Here is a 16,206-nt window from a genome sequence, read left to right as displayed (position 1 = left end):
TCTGGGCGAGTGCCTGTGCTCTGCAGTGGTCGAGCTCTTCGCGGGGTGTGTCTGACCCCGGACTCTGGCAGGGAGGATGAAGGCAGCCACTCTGGCTGACTCGAGGACGACCTTACGCGAAAGGGGCGAAAGGGGGCGATGCCGGGCACCACGCCGAAGGATGAGAGGGGCTGCGGTTCGGCGCACGAATCGCTCCTTCTCTTGACAATCCCCGCGGTCCGGCGAATCTGAAGCGGTGGCCATGAGCCGTTTCACCCTCGCTGCCGTGCTGACCGCTGGGGCAGTAGTGGCTGGCTTGTGCCCTCACAGTACGAGGGCCGGAGAAGCTCTGGCGGGCGCTGCGGAGGCGGTGTGGCGGGGCCGTGTCGTGGGATGGCGGTGTGAACGGGATACGGAGGGCCGGATCCGGACGCTCATGGCCGTTCGCGTGGAGCAGGCACTGCACGGACGTCTTGGCCGATGGATCCTTGTTGAAACCGCGGGCGGGCGGCTGGACGGGCAAGGTGAGTGGATTGGTTGCATGCCGCAGCCGAAAGCCGGTGCCGAGTGGGTCTTTGCGGCCCGGCGCGGTACGGGCCGCCGTGCGAGGCTCCTGAGCGCGCAGCGCGTCGACGGTGCAACCCGCGCGGGATTCGGCTTCCGGGTTCCTCCGCTGGCCGTGCCCGCCGACTGGTCCGCGTGGGAGGCCGATGCGCTCGCCGCGCTGAACGGCATGACGACCAACCCGGTCACCGGCGCTCCGGGCCGCTTCACGGCGGGCGACCGTGGCCAGCCGATCGGCGTGCTCGTGGACATGGATGCACGCCCCGCCGCGTTGACCAGCAACCAGGTGATCGAGGCAGTCCACCGTGCGCTCGATGCGTGGGCGGGCGCCACGTCGCTGCTGTTCACCAACGAGGGTGTCGTCTCGTTCGGCGTTGGGGCGGACCAGATTGTGGTTGACGATGGCCGCATTCGCATTCAGGTGCATGACCTCTACAACCGGATCGGTGGCGGAACGACGCTCGGCATCGGCGGCTACGCTTACCGCTATGACACGACGTTGTTTCCCACCGGCGGCCTCGGCGGTCGCGTGCGGGGGGCGGAGTTCGACCTCATCGTGCGCGGCTACGTTGTGCTTCAGCACACCAACGCGGCGCTGAGCGACCCGGCCACGTTCGAAGAAGTGCTCGCGCACGAGATCGGCCACGCGCTCGGTCTGCGCCACACCAGCGAAAATCCCCACGAGACGGAGGTGCCTCTTCGCGAAGCGCTGATGTACTATCGTGCGCACGCGGACAGACGCGGCGCGTCGCTCTACACGACCGACGTCGCGCACATTCGCCAAGCCTATCCGCCCGACGACACGCCGCCGTGGACGCTCGATCGGATTCTCGACGTCGTCACGGGCTTCCCGTCGCCGCCGGTGGTGCCGGGCGTCAACGAGGTGGAGCTGGTCGGCCTTGACCGCGAGGGAGACGTGCCGGGTGCAGCGCTGGTGGCGGCGACCTCGATCAACGGCACATTCACGTTGAGCGGTCGGATCCTGCGCTACATGCCCGGCGGCTGGTACGACGCCGCGCGTCTCAATCCTGCCGGGGCCACGTACTACGACCGGGCGGTGGTGCGACTGCATGACGGGCAAAACGCCTCCGCGCCGGTGTCGGTGCGAGTGATTTCCTTTGCCCGTGACGCGATGGGGACTTCGGACGGCCTGCCGAACGCGTGGATGATCGCATTTTTCGGTCACGCCGATCCGAGAGCCAGCGACAAATCCCGCGCGCAGGACGACCGCGATGGGGACGGCTTCAGCAACCTCGAAGAGTTTCTTGCCGGCACCGATCCGACGAACGCGCTCTCGCGCCTGGTCATCACCGCAGTCGGTGCCGACCGCCTGCAGTGGACCTCCGCGCCGTTTCTGATGTACGAGGTGCAGGTGGCGGACAGCCTCTCCGCGGGCGTGTTTGAGACCGTCGGGCTGTCGGTCCCCACCGGCACAGTGGGTTCGGCCACCATAGCCGCTGCGGAGTCAAATCGCGTCTACCGGGTGCGCCGAACCCGCTGATGCGATCGCGTGGGCGGAGAGGGCGGTGCTCCCGCGCGATTGGTGTCGGGATCGCTGTCGCGGCCTACGGGGCGTCCTTCCACCCTGCTGCCCGCCGTCGCGGAGACCGTTGCGCCGTTCCACCCTGGTGGGCGGTGCAGGGCTCGAACCTGCGGCCTTCTGGGTGTAAACCAGACGCTCTGGCCGACTGAGCTAACCGCCCGCCGCGCCGATCGTGCCTCGCGCGGCCGAGCCGCGATGGCCGGAGACCGCGCCTACCACTTCACGTTTTCGAGGAATCGCAGGCTTTGCGGCAACTGCTCGCGGACCGTCGGCGACTCGTCTTCGATGAAGTACCACTTCACACCGGTTTCGGCGGCGGCCTTCAGCAGCGCGGGGAAATCCACCTGTCCGGTGCCGAGCGCGACGTCGTTGCGCACGTCGGTCTTTCCGGAGAGATCGCCTTGCACGCCTTTTTTGAGATCCTTCAGGTGCATCAGCTCCCAGCGCCCCGGGTAGCGTCGCAGCCACGCGGCGGGATCCTGGCCCGGGAAGATGGTCCACAGCACGTCCATCTCAAACGTGACGAGCTTCGGGTCGGTCTCCTCGATCACGAGGTCCATCAGAGTGCGATTGCCCCAAGGATGAAACTCGTAGCCGTGGTTGTGGTAGAAGAAGCGGAGCCCGCGTTCCGCCATCGCCCGGCCGGCGGCGTTGAAGTCGGCCGCCATTTTGCGCGCCTGCGCTTCATCGAGAGGTGCCTTGTGCGGGTACCACGCGACGCCCACGTAGGTGAGCCCGAGCGCTTTCGCCTCGCGCGCAATACTGTCGGGGTCTTTCAGAAAGCGCTCCATCGGGTAATGCGCAGCGACCGCGACCAGCCCGCGCGTGTCGAGCATCTGCCGGAACGCTTCCGCGGAAAGACCGTACGTGCCGGCGAGCTCGACGTACTTGAAGCCGAGTTCGCGCACGAAATCCAACGTCGCGCCGACGTCCTGCTTGAAGCTGTCCCGCAGACTGTACAACTGCAGGCCGATCGGTCCCTTGAACGATGGGCCAGTGCCCACCGAACGCTCTTGGGCGTGGGCGGCGAGGATGAGTGTGGCGGCCAGCAGCAGACTTTGGCGAACCGGAGTTTTCATGAAACCATAATGACCTGGGCGCTGCGGAATGAAAAGCCCGACGCTCCGGCTGCCGCCGGGGCGGATGAGCCCATCCGAGCTGCCCGGCACTTTCGGAATCCCGCCATGGCCGCCCACGGAGTGTCGTTGAAAGAGGACGACGCGCACGCGGATATGCTCCGTCCCCGGCCGGCCTGTCTTGCGGCCGCTTCTTGCGCATCGCGGGGCAGGAGGAGACCGGGAGCCGCGGACACGGCGCAGCGGCGGCAGTCGGATGACCTTCAGGGCAACATGTCCACCCGCAGACGCAAGAACCGGCGGGGTACAGCACGCAGGTCGGCGGTGTCTACGTACGTGTGGGGCTGGCCCCGGACCAACAGCGCGGAGATGTCCACGCCGGGCAGCCACGTGCGGAGGTCGTGAGAGGCTTCCACCCAGTACTTCAATCCTTCGATTTCGTGGGGGGTGAATGAAAGCCGCAACCGGTCGGCCGCGACAGAACACCGCAGCGGCGGGTACGGACCGGCTTGATTGGGCGGCGTGCCGAACGCGTACTCCAATAGGTTGGGGAGAGTGTCCTGATCGGGATCCGCGCTGGGATGCGCGCGCTCGTCCTGCAAGCCGAAGTCGAACGCCCAATCTGCGAAACGTTCCGCGCTGGTTTGCGGCCGCGCGGCGATAAAGCTGATCCAGTTGTAGTTCGCCATCCCTGCGCCAAACGTGATGCGCAGCACATGACGCCCCTTCGCCAGACGGACGGCCTGGGGACTCTGCCAGGTCTGCCAGTTTTCAAAGTCCCAGTCCCACCGGCCGGTCTTCGGAAGCACCTGTGCGGGCCACGCCGACTGCCCGTCCACCGCAACCGAGACCACTGGGTTGGCCACGTTGGGGGGTGAGGCCAGCCGCAGCCGGAGGTGATACTCGTTGCTCTCGCGCACGTCCACGGTGAATTCCAGCCATTCGCCCTCATTGACCCACGCGATGTGGAATCCCCCTCCCTCGTCGTTTGTCGGCTGAATGTCCACGCTGTCGTTGCGATAGGCGCCGCCCTCGTTCGCTGGTGTTGAGTCCCACCAGCTGATGCCCTCGCCGCCCAGGTCGTAGTCCTCCAGCTCGATGCGCTGGGTAATCTGGCGAGCCGTTCCGCCGTACGGCCCTTTCGGTGGGTTGACCACCTCCACGGTGCGAAACGCCCACCCGACCGCGCCGTGCTCGTCGAAGACCTTCGCGATCAGCGTGTGAGTGCCGGCGCCGAGCGTCGTGGTGAGTTGATGTGGGGGGGCGGTGCTCTGGCCCAGCCGTTGCCGCCCGCGATAGAACTCGACGCGGACAATCGCATCGCCGTCGGGGTCGGCGAGGTCGCTGGCGACGACGGTGAGTGTGGCCGGCGCGGAGGGAGGCGTGGGCGGTAGGGTGGAGAGCGTGGCCGTGGGCGGACGGTTCGGCGAAGGGCCGACTTCCAGCGCGAGCGGCGGGGAGACGCTGACGCTGCCGTTGGCGTCCGTCGCGCGGGCGACCAGGACCGCGCCGCCGGCGGTCGCGGGCGTCCACGAGAAGACATAGGGCGCAAGAGTGTCGGTCGAGACGACCTCGCCGTTGACGAGCAACTCGACACGGGTGACGGCGGCCGGCTCGGTGCTGGCCGACAGCTGGCTCTGGACGCCAACACGCGGCGCAACGGAGGGCGGCGTGAGCGACACCGTCGGCGCGGACACCGCAGGTGCGGAGACCGTCAGCGAGCCGAGGGGATAGCGCCCTTGCGCATCGCGGCCCTGCGTCGCAAGCGCCAGGGGCGGCAGGTAGGGATGCGGCTGACCGTCCGTGGCGATCAGCGGAACGTGCAGGCGGAGCGTGTAGGTGCCGGGCGGCAGGTTTGACGGAACGGCGAGCTCGTCAATGACCACGACGGGCGCATTGGAGCCCTGCGCCTCCGTCTCTTCGGTGTTGACGTCGTCGTCCGCGCCGATCGTTGTCGGCAGCAGACGGCGAAGATCAAGTCGCGAGCGCGCCGACCAGACCCGCTGGCTGTTCGCGTCGTAGAGTTCCCAGGTCGGCGCCCAGCGCTCGTAGGCCGGCGCGACTCCGACATTGGACCACCGCGAAACGATTTGAAAACGGTGGCCGGCCGGCACCACCGCGGGCCACTCCGCGCGGTTCAGCTGGAATCGGAAACCGGCGGCCTTTCCGATTTCGATGCGTTGGGTGCTCTCCAGCCATTGGTTGGCGGCCACCATCGAAACGTGGTAGCGGATGACCTGTGACTCCGCGCGCGCGAGCGCGGCATCGTCCTCGCCACCGAAGAACTCGGTGACGAGCGGCGCGGTCGTCCAGCGTTCGTGGAACGCATCACGAATGTTCGCGAACCAGTCGCCGACCTCCTGCTCGAACCAGATGTTGCCGAGGTTGTCTTTCCGCACGCCGATGCGGGGGTGTCGCTCCATCGCGTAGACGAATCCGGTGCCGCTGCGATCGGGGAAATCGCCGTCGGTGTCGGGGATCATGAGCAGGCGGGTGGTGGGAAACGCCGCGGCGAAGATGTCGACAAGGCGGGCCCGCGTTTCCGGCGTCGCATTGAGCGCGGCAGGAAGAGTCGCGAAGCCGAGGCCGCTCATGTGCCACTCGCCCCAATGACCGTAGATGCCAATGTCCACATACGCCAAGCGGGGGTCACCGTCGAACCGCGTGCCGAGCGCCCGCACGAGCGCTTCGACGTGGGCGAGGAAGGCGGGATCGTTCCAGTGGGGCACAAAGATGCCGTCGCACTCCGGCTTGGTGGAGGGCATGCGCCGTCCCAGGCCGGCGCTTTCGATGTAGCTGGGCGCACCGAGCTTACCGTCGGGCTGTCCGTCGTTGTCCACGTCGCCCTCGTACTCGCTGAGGATCATCACGCGGAACGCGAAGCGCCGTCCGGCGTTTGCCGCCTGCTGAAGATGCTGCTCGATCAGACTGAAATCGTAGACACCCGGGACCCGCTCCAGCGCGCGCCAGACGAAGCGCTTGTACTCATCGCGGAACACCCGCCCGTCCGGCAGGCCCCGTGCCGGGAACCATCCGCCCGCCGGGGTGCCCCCCGGGTAGGGGTCTTGCCATCCCCACCGGAAATCGCCGGCCAGCGGGTTCGGCACCACGCCGCGGGTCTGGCCGACGCCGTTGGTGCCGAAATCGCCTTCGCCCATGCCGTACGGGATGATTGGCGGCTGGATCACGCCGGCGGCTGAACTGAGCGCTGCCGCACAAATGCCGACGAGCCGGGCAGGTCTGGTCCAAATCTCCGACATCGTATGTTGACATGATAGCTTGCAGCAGACGACTCGAAAATCCGTTCGGGCAGGGGTGGGGTGCCTAGCTGAAGGGACCGGCACGCGGTGTGGGGTGGACGGCTGAAAGATCCGCCGAACTGTACGGCCGCGACGCGGTGGTGGGGAGGTCACTGGAGGTTGCGACGGCGCGGCTGCGCGGCGGGCGCCTCCAATGCTTGGAACGCGGCGACGCGGATCGTTCCAACGGTTGGACGTTGACGCCGCTCGATGTGCGGGGGCGTCCGCAACTGGGGCCACGGGAGTGCGGCGCGATCGCGGGAGGTGCTCAGTCTTGCTGATGTGGATCGGTCATCGCGGTCAGGTGGGTTGGGCCGGCCCTGCTCGCGGACGCTGCGGCGCGGCCGCAAGTGCACCGGCGGCGAACGCTCACGTTTCACTGCCGGGGTTGACCTGACGGTCCGAATCGCCTATGGTTCGCACAAACGTTTGCGCATGCCAACGGACAAGCCAGCGAGCGGGAGGACGAGAGCGCAGAGACGGGTGACGCTTCGGGACCTTGCGCGCGAACTTGGAGTGACCGTCGCGACGGTTTCCCGCGCGCTGAATGGCCTCGGACCGCGTTACCGGATCAGCGCGCGCACGGTACGGGCGGTGCGAGCGGCGGCCCGGCGGCTGAGGTATGTGCCGGATCCGGCGGCGCGCGCGCTGCGACTGCGTCGCACCCAGACCATTGGCCTGATCGTGCCGAGTCTCGCGAATCCGTTTTTCGCCGAAATTGCGGCGGCGGTGGAATCGGTGGCGCGGGCGGCGGGCTACGTGGTGCTGATCGCGGACAGCCGCGAACGCACCGCCGCGGAAGTGGAGGCGGTGGAGACGCTGCGGCAACGCCGGGTGGACGGACTGCTGGTGTGTCCGGTGGGTCGCGATGGCGCGCATCTGGTCGCCGCCGCCCACCAAGGGTTACCGGTGGTGACCGCGGACCGTGTCGCGGGGCACCCTCCGTTGCCACTGGTCGCGGCGGACAATGTGGGCGGCGGTCGGCTGGCGGCGGAGCATCTATGGGCGGCGGGGCACCGGCATGTGGCGGTGATTGAGGGGCTGCGCGGAACCTCGCCCACCTTCGAGCGCTGGGCGGGTTTTTGGGACGCATGGCGGCGACTGGGCCGCGGGGAAGCGCCGGAGCCGGTGCGGCTGGGCGGCGCGTTCACCGTGGCCGCGGGGCGTGCGGCTGCGAGGGCGGTTCTACGGCATCACCCGGAGGTCACCGCGATTTTCGCGTTCAGCTGCGTCGCGGCGGCGGGCGCGCTGCAGGTGCTGAAGTCGCGGGGCGTGAAGGTGCCGGAGCAGGTTTCGCTGCTTGCGTTCGATGACCATCCCTACGCCCCATTGCTTGAGCCGCCGCTGAGCGTGATTGCGCAGCCGGTTGCGGAAATCGGGCGCCGGGCTGCGCGTTTGCTGCTCGATCGAATTGCGGGGCGTGCGGGAGCGACGGCCGCCGGTGGGTGCCGGCTGCCGACCCGGCTGATCGTCCGCCGCTCTGTCGCGGAGAGAACACCATGAGGAAACCACATGCGCGAACCGTTGCGGCGCTGCTGGCGATCGCAGCAGCCGCCGGCGCCGATCCGGTGCCGGTGGTGTTGGACACCGACATCGGCAACGACGTGGACGATGTGTTGGCGCTCGGTCTGCTGCACGCGCTGCAGTCGCGCGGCGAATGCCGGCTGCTGGCGGTCACGATCACGAAGGACAATCCGCTCGCCGCGGCGTTCGCGGACGCGGTGAACACGTTCTATGGCCGCGGCGAAATTCCGATCGGGGTCGTCCGCGGCGGCGCGGAGCCGGCACCCGGCAAGTTTTTGCAGCTCGCGAACGTGCGCGACAACGGCCGGCTGCGGTACGCGCACGACGTGCGGGGAGAGACCGCCCCCGAGGCGACGGTCTTGCTCCGCCGGCTGCTGCGGGACCAGCCGGACGGCTCGGTGGTGTTTGTGCAGGTCGGGTTTTCCTCGAATCTGGCCCGGCTGCTCACCAGTCCGCCGGACGACATCTCGCCACTTTCCGGCCTCGAGCTGGTTGCGCGGAAGGCGCGCCTGCTGTCGATCATGGCCGGCGCGTTCCAGTTGATCAATGGCCGGTCGCATCACGAGTACAACGTGGTCAAGGACATTCCGGCCGCACAGATCGTGGCCGCGCAATGGCCGACGCCGGTGGTGTGGAGCGGTTTCGAGATCGGGATCGCGTTGCCGTACCCGGCGTCGAGTATTGAGCGGGACTACCGCTACGTCGCGCATCATCCGCTCGCCGAAGCGTACGTGCTCTACCAGCCGCCGCCGCACAACCGGCCGACGTGGGATCTGACCTCCGCGCTGTACGCGGTGCGGCCGGACCGCGGCTACTTCGAGTTGTCGGAGCCCGGACGGGTGGTGGTGGAAGACAACGGGCTGACGCGGTTCGAGCCCTCGCCCGACGGTCGCCATCGGTACCTGGTGCTGCGCCCGGAGCAGGTTGCGCGGGTGACCGAGGCGCTGGTGCTGCTGGCCAGCCAGCCGCCGGCGAGCCTGCCACCCGGAGAGATGAAATGAGCGAACGACGGCGACCGCGCCTCGTCGTGGTGGGGTCTGCGAACATGGACCTGATTGCTTCAGTTCCGCGTTTGCCGGGGCCCGGCGAGACCGTCGCGGGTGCGGCCTTCGCGCAGGCGCCGGGCGGCAAGGGGGCGAACCAGGCGGTCGCCGCCGCTCGGCTGGGGGCCGAAGTGCGGTTCGTCGGGTGTGTGGGGGCGGACGCGTTCGGCCGTGAGCTGCTCGAGTCGCTTCGCGCGGCCGGCGTCGACAGCGAGGGGGTCCGCGTCAGCCCGACGGCGAAGACGGGTGTGGCGCTGATCGCGGTCGAGCGTGGTGGCCAGAACCAGATCGTGGTGGCTCCGGGAGCTAACGCGGAGGTTTCGGAGGGGGACGTCGCAAAAGCGGAGCCCGCGATCCGAGGGGCGTCGGCCGTGTTGCTGCAGCTGGAAATTCCGCTGGCGGCGGCGGTCGTGGCCGCTCGGCTCGCCCGGCGCCACGGAGTGCGCTGCGTGTTGAATCCCGCGCCGGCGCCGACGGCCCCGCTGCCGGCGGAACTGGCGCGGGTGGATGCGATCTGCCCGAACGAGTTCGAGGCGCTGGCGCTGACCGGCGTGGAGGCGCGCTCGCTGGACGACGCGCGGGAGCAGGTGCGCCGATTGCTGGCGGCAGGGGCGGCGCTGGCGGTGGTGACGCTCGGCGAGCGTGGCGCGATGGCCGGCGAACGGGACGGTACGGTCTGGCATGTGCCGGCGTTTCCGGTCGAGGCGGTCGACGCGACTGCGGCGGGCGATGCGTTCGCTGCCGCGTTGACGGTGGCGCTCTGCCGCGGCTGCAGCGCGCCGGAGGCGGTACGGTTTGCGTCGGCGGCCGGCGCGCTGGCCGCAACGAGACCCGGCGCTCAGCCCTCCCTGCCGACGCTCGACGAGGTGGAGAAACTGTTGCATTCGACCGGCGGCGCGCGCCGTCCGGTCGGGGAGGAGCAGAGATGACGATCCGGCCTGGAACGTGGGTTGGCTGCTGCGCCGCCGTCGCCATGGCGGTCGCCTCCGGCTGTTCGCGGCAGGAGGCCGGCCCGGCGGGAGGGGGCGGGCGCCCCCGGGTGGCACTGATCATGAAGTCGCTCGCGAACGAGTTCTTCGCGACGATGGCGGAGGGGGCGCGGGCACACCAGCAGGCGCGCGCGAACGACTACGAGCTGCTGATCAACGGCATCAAAGACGAGCGCGATCTGCAGCGCCAGGCCGCGCTGGTGGAGGAGATGGTCGCGCAGCGCGTGGATGCGATTGTGATCGCGCCGGCGGACTCGAAGGCGCTGGTACCGGTGTTGAAACGTGCGCAGGACCGGGGCGTGGTGGTGGTGAACATTGACAACCGGCTCGACGCGGAGGTGTGCGCGTCGGTCGGGGCGAAGATTCCGTTTGTCGGGCCGGACAACCGCGCGGGCGCGCGGCGCGTCGCGGAGGTCGTCGCCGCGCGGCTACGTCCTGGCGACAAGGTGCTGATCCTGGAGGGCATCCGGACCTCGTTCAACGGTCAGCAGCGGCGGCTGGGATTCGAGGACGCGATCCGGGCGGCGAATCTCCAGATCGCGGACTCGCAGTCCGCGGAGTGGGAGATGAACATCGCCAACCGGATTGCGGCGGCGATGCTGACGACCCATCCGGACGCGAAGGCGATTTTGGCCGCGAACGACAACATGGCGCTGGGGGCCTTGGCGGCGGTGCGCGCGGCCGGCCGGGTGGGCGAGGTGCTCATTGCGGGGTTCGACAACATTGCGGCGGTGCGCCAGGCGATCCGCGCGGGCGAGATTGTCGCCACCGCCGACCAGCACGCGGATCAACTGGCGGTGTTCGGCATCGAACACGCGCTGAAAATTCTGCGCGGCGAGTCGGTGCCGGGCGATCTGGAGACGCCGGTGGACCTGATCACTGCGGAGAACGTGGGCCGGTGACGGGCGGGCCGCCGAGATTGCGGGTGCGGGGGCTCACGAAGAGCTACGCCGTGCCGGTGCTGCGGGAGGTTGAGCTGGAGTGCGGTGCCGGCGAGGTGGTGGCGCTGGTGGGTGCCAACGGCGCGGGCAAGAGCACGCTCGCCGGCATCGTCGCGGGATTGGTGAGGCCCGATGCGGGCCGGATGGAACTGGACGGTCAGACCTACGCGCCGGCGCGGAAAGCGGATGCGGAGGCGGCGGGGGTGCACATCGTGCTGCAGGAGCTCAATCTGATCGACACCCTGTCGGTTGCGGAAAACCTCTTTCTGGGCCGGCTGCCGTCCCGTGGCGGCATGGTTGCGCGGGCGGAACTGCAGCGTGCCGCACGCGCGGCGCTGGAGCGGGTGGACCTCGCCGAGCTGGATCCGCGGACTCTCGTGGGCGATCTCGGTATCGGCACACGACAGCAGGTGGTGATCGCTGCGGCACTCGCGCGCTCGTGCCGGCTGCTGATTCTGGACGAGCCGACCGCTGCGCTGACGGCCCCGCAGGTGGAGCGGCTGTTCGGCCACATCGCGCGGCTGAAAGCGGACGGCGTTTCGATTCTCTACATCAGCCATCGGATGGACGAGATCCGGAGGATTGCGGACCGCGTGCTGGTGCTGCGGGATGGCCGCGTTGTGGCGACGCGAAAGGCCGCCGAACTGACTGCGGAGGAGGCGGTCCGGCTGATGGCGGGGGGGGAAGTGGAGACTGCGCCCCAGGTGCCGAGGCGGCCGGGCGCGGTACGGTTGCGCGTGCGGGGGCTGCGACGCGAACCCGGCGTGCGGGGCGTGAACCTGGAGGTGCGGGCGGGGGAGATTTTGGGCATTGCGGGGCTGGTGGGCGCGGGACGGACGGAGCTGCTGCGCGCGATCTACGGTGCGGATGTGCCGTCGGAGGGGACGGTGCAGGTGGGGGAGGGGCCGCCGCGCCGCTTCCGCTCCCCCAGGGAGGCGGTCGCCGCCGGACTCGCGATGGTGCCGGAGGACCGCAAGACGCAGGGGCTGTTGCTATCGCGCCCGCTCGTCGAGAACCTCTCGCTCGCCTCGCTAGACAAATTCCGCGGTACGGGGGGGCGGCTGGATTGTGGTGCGGAGCGTGTCGCGTCGGCGAAGGTGGCGGAGCGGCTGGAGGTGAGGTGTCGTGATCTGGATCAGCCGGTGGTGGAGCTGAGCGGCGGCAACCAGCAGAAAACGCTGATTGGGCGGTGGCTGCTGCGCGAGGCGGAGATCTACCTCTTCGACGAGCCGACGCGGGGCGTGGACGTCGCCGCAAAAGCGGCGATCCGGGCGGCGCTGGACTCGCTGGCGCGGGCCGGCCGCGCCTGTGTGGTGGTGTCCAGCGAAACGGAGGAGCTGATGGCGCTGTGTGACCGGATCGCGGTGATGTGGCAGGGACGGGTGGTGCGCGTTTTCGAGCGGGGTGAATGGACTGCCGAGCGGATTCTGCGCGCGGCGTTCGGCCGGCCGGAGGAACCGACCGCACCGGATGGGGGAGAAGTGCAATGAATGGTGCGGCGCGGTCCCTGGACTCCCGCCCGCGCGTCGCCGACCTGGCGGGATTGCTGGGCGTGCTGGTGCTGATGGTGGGGTTGTTCGCGATCGCGAGCCCGCGTTTTTTGAACCCCCGCACTTTTGTAACGATCGCGAACCAGGTGCCGGACCTCGTCGTGATTTCGGTGGGGATGACCCTGGTGCTGGTGACGGGGGGGATTGATCTCTCGGTGGGCTCGATGATGGCGCTATGTGCGTCGGTGCTGGGCGTTGCGATGGCGCGATGGGGCTGGCCGGCGGCGCCGGCGGCGGCGCTGGCGGTCATGGTGGGGTTGGCCGGGGGAATGGTCAATGGGGCGGTGTCGGTCGGGGCGGGCATTCCGTCGTTCATCGTGACGCTCGGCATGTTGGAAATCGCTCGCGGCGCCGCCTATCTGGTGACCGATTCACAGACCCAGTACATCGGCCGCGCGATCGAGGGGCTGGGCGCGCCGCTGGGTGGGGGGTGGATTTCGCCGGCGGTGTTGCTGGCGCTGGCGCTGGTGACGGTCGGACAGTTTGCGCTCTCCCGGACGGTATTCGGCCGGCATCTGGTGGCGATCGGCACAAACGAGACCGCAGTGCGCTTGTCCGGCATTGATCCGCGGCCGCCGCGGATCGCGGTGTTCGCGTTGTCGGGTCTGCTGAGCGGGCTGGCGGGGGTGATGCAGACCTCGCGGCTGGCCTCTGCGGACCCGAACTCGGGGGTGGGGATGGAACTGGCCGCGATTGCGGCGGTCGTGATCGGCGGCACAAGCCTGATGGGAGGGCGTGGGTCGGTCGTGAACACGCTGCTCGGCGTGCTGATCATCGCCGTGCTGCAGACGGGGCTGGCGCAGGTGGGGGCCTCGGAACCGACGAAACGGGTGATTACCGGTGTGGTGATTGTCGCGGCGGTGCTGACCGACGCGCTGCGGAGGCGCTGGCCGGAGCTGCGGGGTGCAAGGCGCGCGTCGCGGGGGAACATTGCATGAGCTCTGAACGACGATGGCGGAACTCGGCCGCCGGCGCGCTGGTTTCCCTGGCCGCGATCACAGCCCCCGGCCTCGCGGAGCGGCCGAACATTGTGATGGTGATCACAGACGATCAAGGCTACGGGGAGCTCTCCGCGCACGGCAATCCGATTTTGAGAACGCCGCATCTGGACCGGCTTCGAGAGCAGAGCATACGCCTCACCGACTTTCACGTGGCGCCGATGTGCACGCCGACCCGCGGCCAGCTGTTGACGGGGCTGGACGCGTTTCGGAATGGTGCGATGAACGTCTCCAGCGGCCGCACGCGGCTGCGGCGTGGCATTCCGACCCTCGCGGATCACCTGCGCGCGGCGGGGTATTCGACCGGCCTCTTCGGCAAGTGGCATCTCGGCGACTCGGTGCCGTGCCGTCCGGAGGACCGGGGGTTCGAGACGGCGTTATGGTTTCCATCGTCCCACATCGGTTCCGTGCCCGACGCCTGGGCGAACGACTACTTCGACGATGTGCTGGTTCGCGACGGTCGGCGCGTGCAGGTGGACGGTTACACGACCGAGGTGACCTTCCGGGAAGCGATCGAATGGATGCGAGTCGCGGCCGGAAGCGGCCGGCCCTTTTTTGCGTACATCGCGACGGCGGCGCCGCACTGGCCGCACTTTGTGCCGGCGGACCGGCGGGACGCGGTCGCTCGCGCGCTGGTCGCCGCGCGGCCCGATCTGGCCGCCGCACCGTTCCGCGAGGAGCTGGAGCGCTACCTGGCGATGATTGAGTGCGTGGATGAATGCATCGGCCGGCTGGATGCATTTCTGCACGAACACGAGCTGGCGCACCGTACGATCCTGGTGTTTTTGACCGACAACGGCAGCACCTTCGGCCCGCGCTACTACAACGCTGGCATGCGTGGTGGCAAAACGACCCTCTGGGAGGGCGGTCACCGCGTGCCGTGCTTTGTGCGGTGGCCAGGCGGCCGTTTGCGGCCGCCGGGTGACGTGCCGGGGCTCACGCAGGCGCAGGACCTGGTGCCGACGCTGCTGGAGCTGTGTGGGGTGCCGCCGCTGGGGGCCGGGCGGTTCGATGGTGTGAGCCTGGCTCCGGTCCTCCGGGGCGAAGCGGCCGTGCCGCCCGAGGATCGCATGCTGGTGATCAACTACAGTCGGATGCCGACCGGCGCGAATGAACCGCAAGTGGACGCGCGGTCGTTGCCGCGGCGCGAAGGCGCCCTGGTGCTATGGCGCAGCTGGCGGCTGATCGAGGACCGCGAGCTCTACGACCTGCGGGCCGACCCGTTGCAGCAGACGAACGTCATCCGGCAGCATCCTGAGGTCGTCGCCCGCATGCGAGCCCATCTCGACAAGTGGTGGGCGTCGCTCGGGCCGCGCGCGGCGGAGATCGAACCGGTGGTGGTCGGGGATCCGCGGGAAAATCCGGTGTGGCTGACCTCGTGCGATTGGGTGGACGTGTTCCTCGACCAGCAGGCGCAAGTGCGGCGGGGGGAGCGGAAGAACGGAGCCTGGGAGATCGAGATTGCACGATCGGGGCTGTACCGGTTCGAGCTCAGTCGCTGGCCTCCAGAGAGCAGTCTGGCGCTGACCGACGGTGTCCCGGCCACCAATGTGACCGACGGCGTATTTGAGGGTGGCGAGGGCTGGCCGGTCCGGCGCGCGCGGCTGCGGGTTGGCGAGCGCGAGGTGGCGGTGGAGGTGCGGGAAGAGGATCGCGCGGCTCGGATGGAGCTGGAACTGCCGGCCGGTCGCACGCGGATGCAGACATGGTTTGAGGATTCGGCGGGCCGGCCGATCGCCGGCGCCTTTTATGTGCGCGCAGAGTGGTGGCGAGGCGCGACGCCGCGGCGGATCATTCTGGACACGGACATGTCCGGCGATGCGGACGATGCCGCCGCGCTCGCGGTGCTGCACGCGCTGGCTGACCTCGGCGAGTGCGAGCTGCTCGCGGTACTGGTCAATCGCAAGGACCTTGCGAACGCCTCCGCTGCGGCGGTAGATGCGATCAATACATGGTACGGGCGCGGTGGGCTGCCGATCGGCACCGACAAGGTCGGGCCGACCGCCCGGCAGCGGCGCAGTCCCTACGCGGCGGCTCTGCGCGATGGGTTCCCGAACGACATCGGGCCGGACGACCGCGCACCCGACGCGCTGGACGTGTACCGCGAGGTGCTCGCCGCGCAGCCGGATCACAGCGTGACGATTTGTAGCATCGGCGCATTTTCTAACCTCGCGGAGCTATGGCGCCGGGAAGCGGAGCTGGTGCGGCGGAAGGTTGAACAGCTCGTGGTGATGGGGGGCGAGTTTCCGCCGGGCAGCGATGCGGAGACGAACATCGCAACGCATCCCGAGGCGGCGCGGTTCGTTGCCGCCGAGTGGCCGACCGAGATCGTCTGGCACGGCTTTGAGATCGGCGACCGAATTTTGACGGGGAGCGTCCTGAAACGGGCGCCGCCAACCAATCCGGTGCGTCGCGCCTTCGAGCTGCGCCATTATAAGGGTCGTCCCTCGATCGAGAGCGGACAGCCGAGTTACGATCCGGCGGCAGTGCTATATGCGGTGCGCGGCGATCAGCCGCAGTTGTGGGACGTGTGGCGACGCGGGACGGTGGTGGTGGATGAGAGGGGGCAGACGCACTGGCATCATTCGGCCACTGGCCGGCATGCGCTGGTGCGGCTTCGCGCACCCCCGGCGCGCGTTGCGGAGATCCTGGAGGAGCTGCTGGCAGCTCCGCCTCGTCGCACGCGGCGTTGAGAAAGGG

At 68.9% G+C, this 16,206-nt stretch carries 10 protein-coding genes and 1 tRNA gene; 8 read left to right on the top strand and 3 right to left on the bottom strand.

Annotated elements, in window-relative coordinates; all coding sequences use genetic code 11:
- Positions 1 to 415 precede the first annotated feature (415 nt).
- On the top strand, positions 416 to 2,044 hold the full coding sequence (locus N2652_04275) for a matrixin family metalloprotease (protein ID MCX7818412.1): 1,629 nt from the start codon (positions 416 to 418) through the stop codon (positions 2,042 to 2,044).
- Between the two features lie 125 nt (positions 2,045 to 2,169).
- Here the strand turns inward: N2652_04275 and N2652_04270 are convergent.
- The 3 genes from N2652_04270 to N2652_04260 form a co-directional block, all read right to left on the bottom strand.
- Positions 2,170 to 2,246, bottom strand: a tRNA-Val gene (locus N2652_04270).
- 52 nt (positions 2,247 to 2,298) lie between these two features.
- Positions 2,299 to 3,165: a sugar phosphate isomerase/epimerase gene (locus tag N2652_04265; protein MCX7818411.1), complete on the bottom strand. Its 867-nt coding sequence runs from the start codon at positions 3,163 to 3,165 to the stop codon at positions 2,299 to 2,301.
- A 260-nt stretch (positions 3,166 to 3,425) separates the two neighbouring features.
- On the bottom strand, positions 3,426 to 6,422 hold the full coding sequence (locus N2652_04260) for a DUF5010 C-terminal domain-containing protein (protein ID MCX7818410.1): 2,997 nt from the start codon (positions 6,420 to 6,422) through the stop codon (positions 3,426 to 3,428).
- A gap of 522 nt (positions 6,423 to 6,944) precedes the next feature.
- Between N2652_04260 and N2652_04255 the strand changes: the two genes are divergently transcribed.
- Genes N2652_04255 through N2652_04225 form a run of 7 tightly spaced genes read left to right on the top strand, consistent with a single transcriptional unit; the run spans position 6,945 to position 16,199 of the window.
- On the top strand, positions 6,945 to 7,964 hold the full coding sequence (locus N2652_04255) for a LacI family transcriptional regulator (protein ID MCX7818409.1): 1,020 nt from the start codon (positions 6,945 to 6,947) through the stop codon (positions 7,962 to 7,964).
- Positions 7,961 to 8,986, top strand: a complete 1,026-nt coding sequence (locus N2652_04250; GenBank protein ID MCX7818408.1) for a nucleoside hydrolase — start codon at positions 7,961 to 7,963, stop codon at positions 8,984 to 8,986. The genes N2652_04255 and N2652_04250 overlap by 4 nt, the downstream gene beginning before the upstream one ends.
- A complete protein-coding gene (gene rbsK / locus N2652_04245) occupies positions 8,983 to 9,957 on the top strand; it encodes a ribokinase (protein MCX7818407.1) in 975 nt (324 codons plus the stop codon). Before N2652_04250 ends, rbsK begins: the two co-directional genes overlap by 4 nt.
- On the top strand, positions 9,954 to 10,919 hold the full coding sequence (locus N2652_04240) for a sugar ABC transporter substrate-binding protein (GenBank protein ID MCX7818406.1): 966 nt from the start codon (positions 9,954 to 9,956) through the stop codon (positions 10,917 to 10,919). The genes rbsK and N2652_04240 overlap by 4 nt, the downstream gene beginning before the upstream one ends.
- A 23-nt stretch (positions 10,920 to 10,942) precedes the next feature.
- Entirely contained in the window at positions 10,943 to 12,448 is a 1,506-nt protein-coding gene (locus N2652_04235) for a sugar ABC transporter ATP-binding protein (protein ID MCX7818405.1), read from the top strand.
- Positions 12,445 to 13,446 carry an ABC transporter permease gene (locus N2652_04230; GenBank protein ID MCX7818404.1) on the top strand — a complete coding sequence of 334 codons (1,002 nt, stop codon included), beginning with the start codon at positions 12,445 to 12,447 and terminating at the stop codon, positions 13,444 to 13,446. Before N2652_04235 ends, N2652_04230 begins: the two co-directional genes overlap by 4 nt.
- A complete protein-coding gene (locus N2652_04225; protein ID MCX7818403.1) occupies positions 13,443 to 16,199 on the top strand; it encodes a sulfatase-like hydrolase/transferase in 2,757 nt (918 codons plus the stop codon). Before N2652_04230 ends, N2652_04225 begins: the two co-directional genes overlap by 4 nt.
- Positions 16,200 to 16,206 lie beyond the last annotated feature (7 nt).

The sequence above is a fragment of the Kiritimatiellia bacterium genome (assembly GCA_026417735.1).
Lineage (GTDB): Bacteria > Verrucomicrobiota > Kiritimatiellia > PWTM01 > PWTM01 > CAACVY01.
This window is presented reverse-complemented; position numbering and strand designations above follow the sequence as displayed.

What these genes read in the sequence shown, in the direction of transcription:
- N2652_04275 (MCX7818412.1), top strand. Translation starts at nt 416, where the DNA reads ATGGCCGTTCGCGTGGAGCAGGCACTGCACGGACGTCTTGGCCGATGG.
- N2652_04265 (MCX7818411.1), bottom strand. Translation starts at nt 3,165, where the DNA reads ATGAAAACTCCGGTTCGCCAAAGTCTGCTGCTGGCCGCCACACTCATC.
- N2652_04260 (MCX7818410.1), bottom strand. Translation starts at nt 6,422, where the DNA reads ATGTCGGAGATTTGGACCAGACCTGCCCGGCTCGTCGGCATTTGTGCG.
- N2652_04250 (MCX7818408.1), top strand. Translation starts at nt 7,961, where the DNA reads ATGAGGAAACCACATGCGCGAACCGTTGCGGCGCTGCTGGCGATCGCA.
- rbsK (MCX7818407.1), top strand. Translation starts at nt 8,983, where the DNA reads ATGAGCGAACGACGGCGACCGCGCCTCGTCGTGGTGGGGTCTGCGAAC.
- N2652_04240 (MCX7818406.1), top strand. Translation starts at nt 9,954, where the DNA reads ATGACGATCCGGCCTGGAACGTGGGTTGGCTGCTGCGCCGCCGTCGCC.
- N2652_04230 (MCX7818404.1), top strand. Translation starts at nt 12,445, where the DNA reads ATGAATGGTGCGGCGCGGTCCCTGGACTCCCGCCCGCGCGTCGCCGAC.
- N2652_04225 (MCX7818403.1), top strand. Translation starts at nt 13,443, where the DNA reads ATGAGCTCTGAACGACGATGGCGGAACTCGGCCGCCGGCGCGCTGGTT.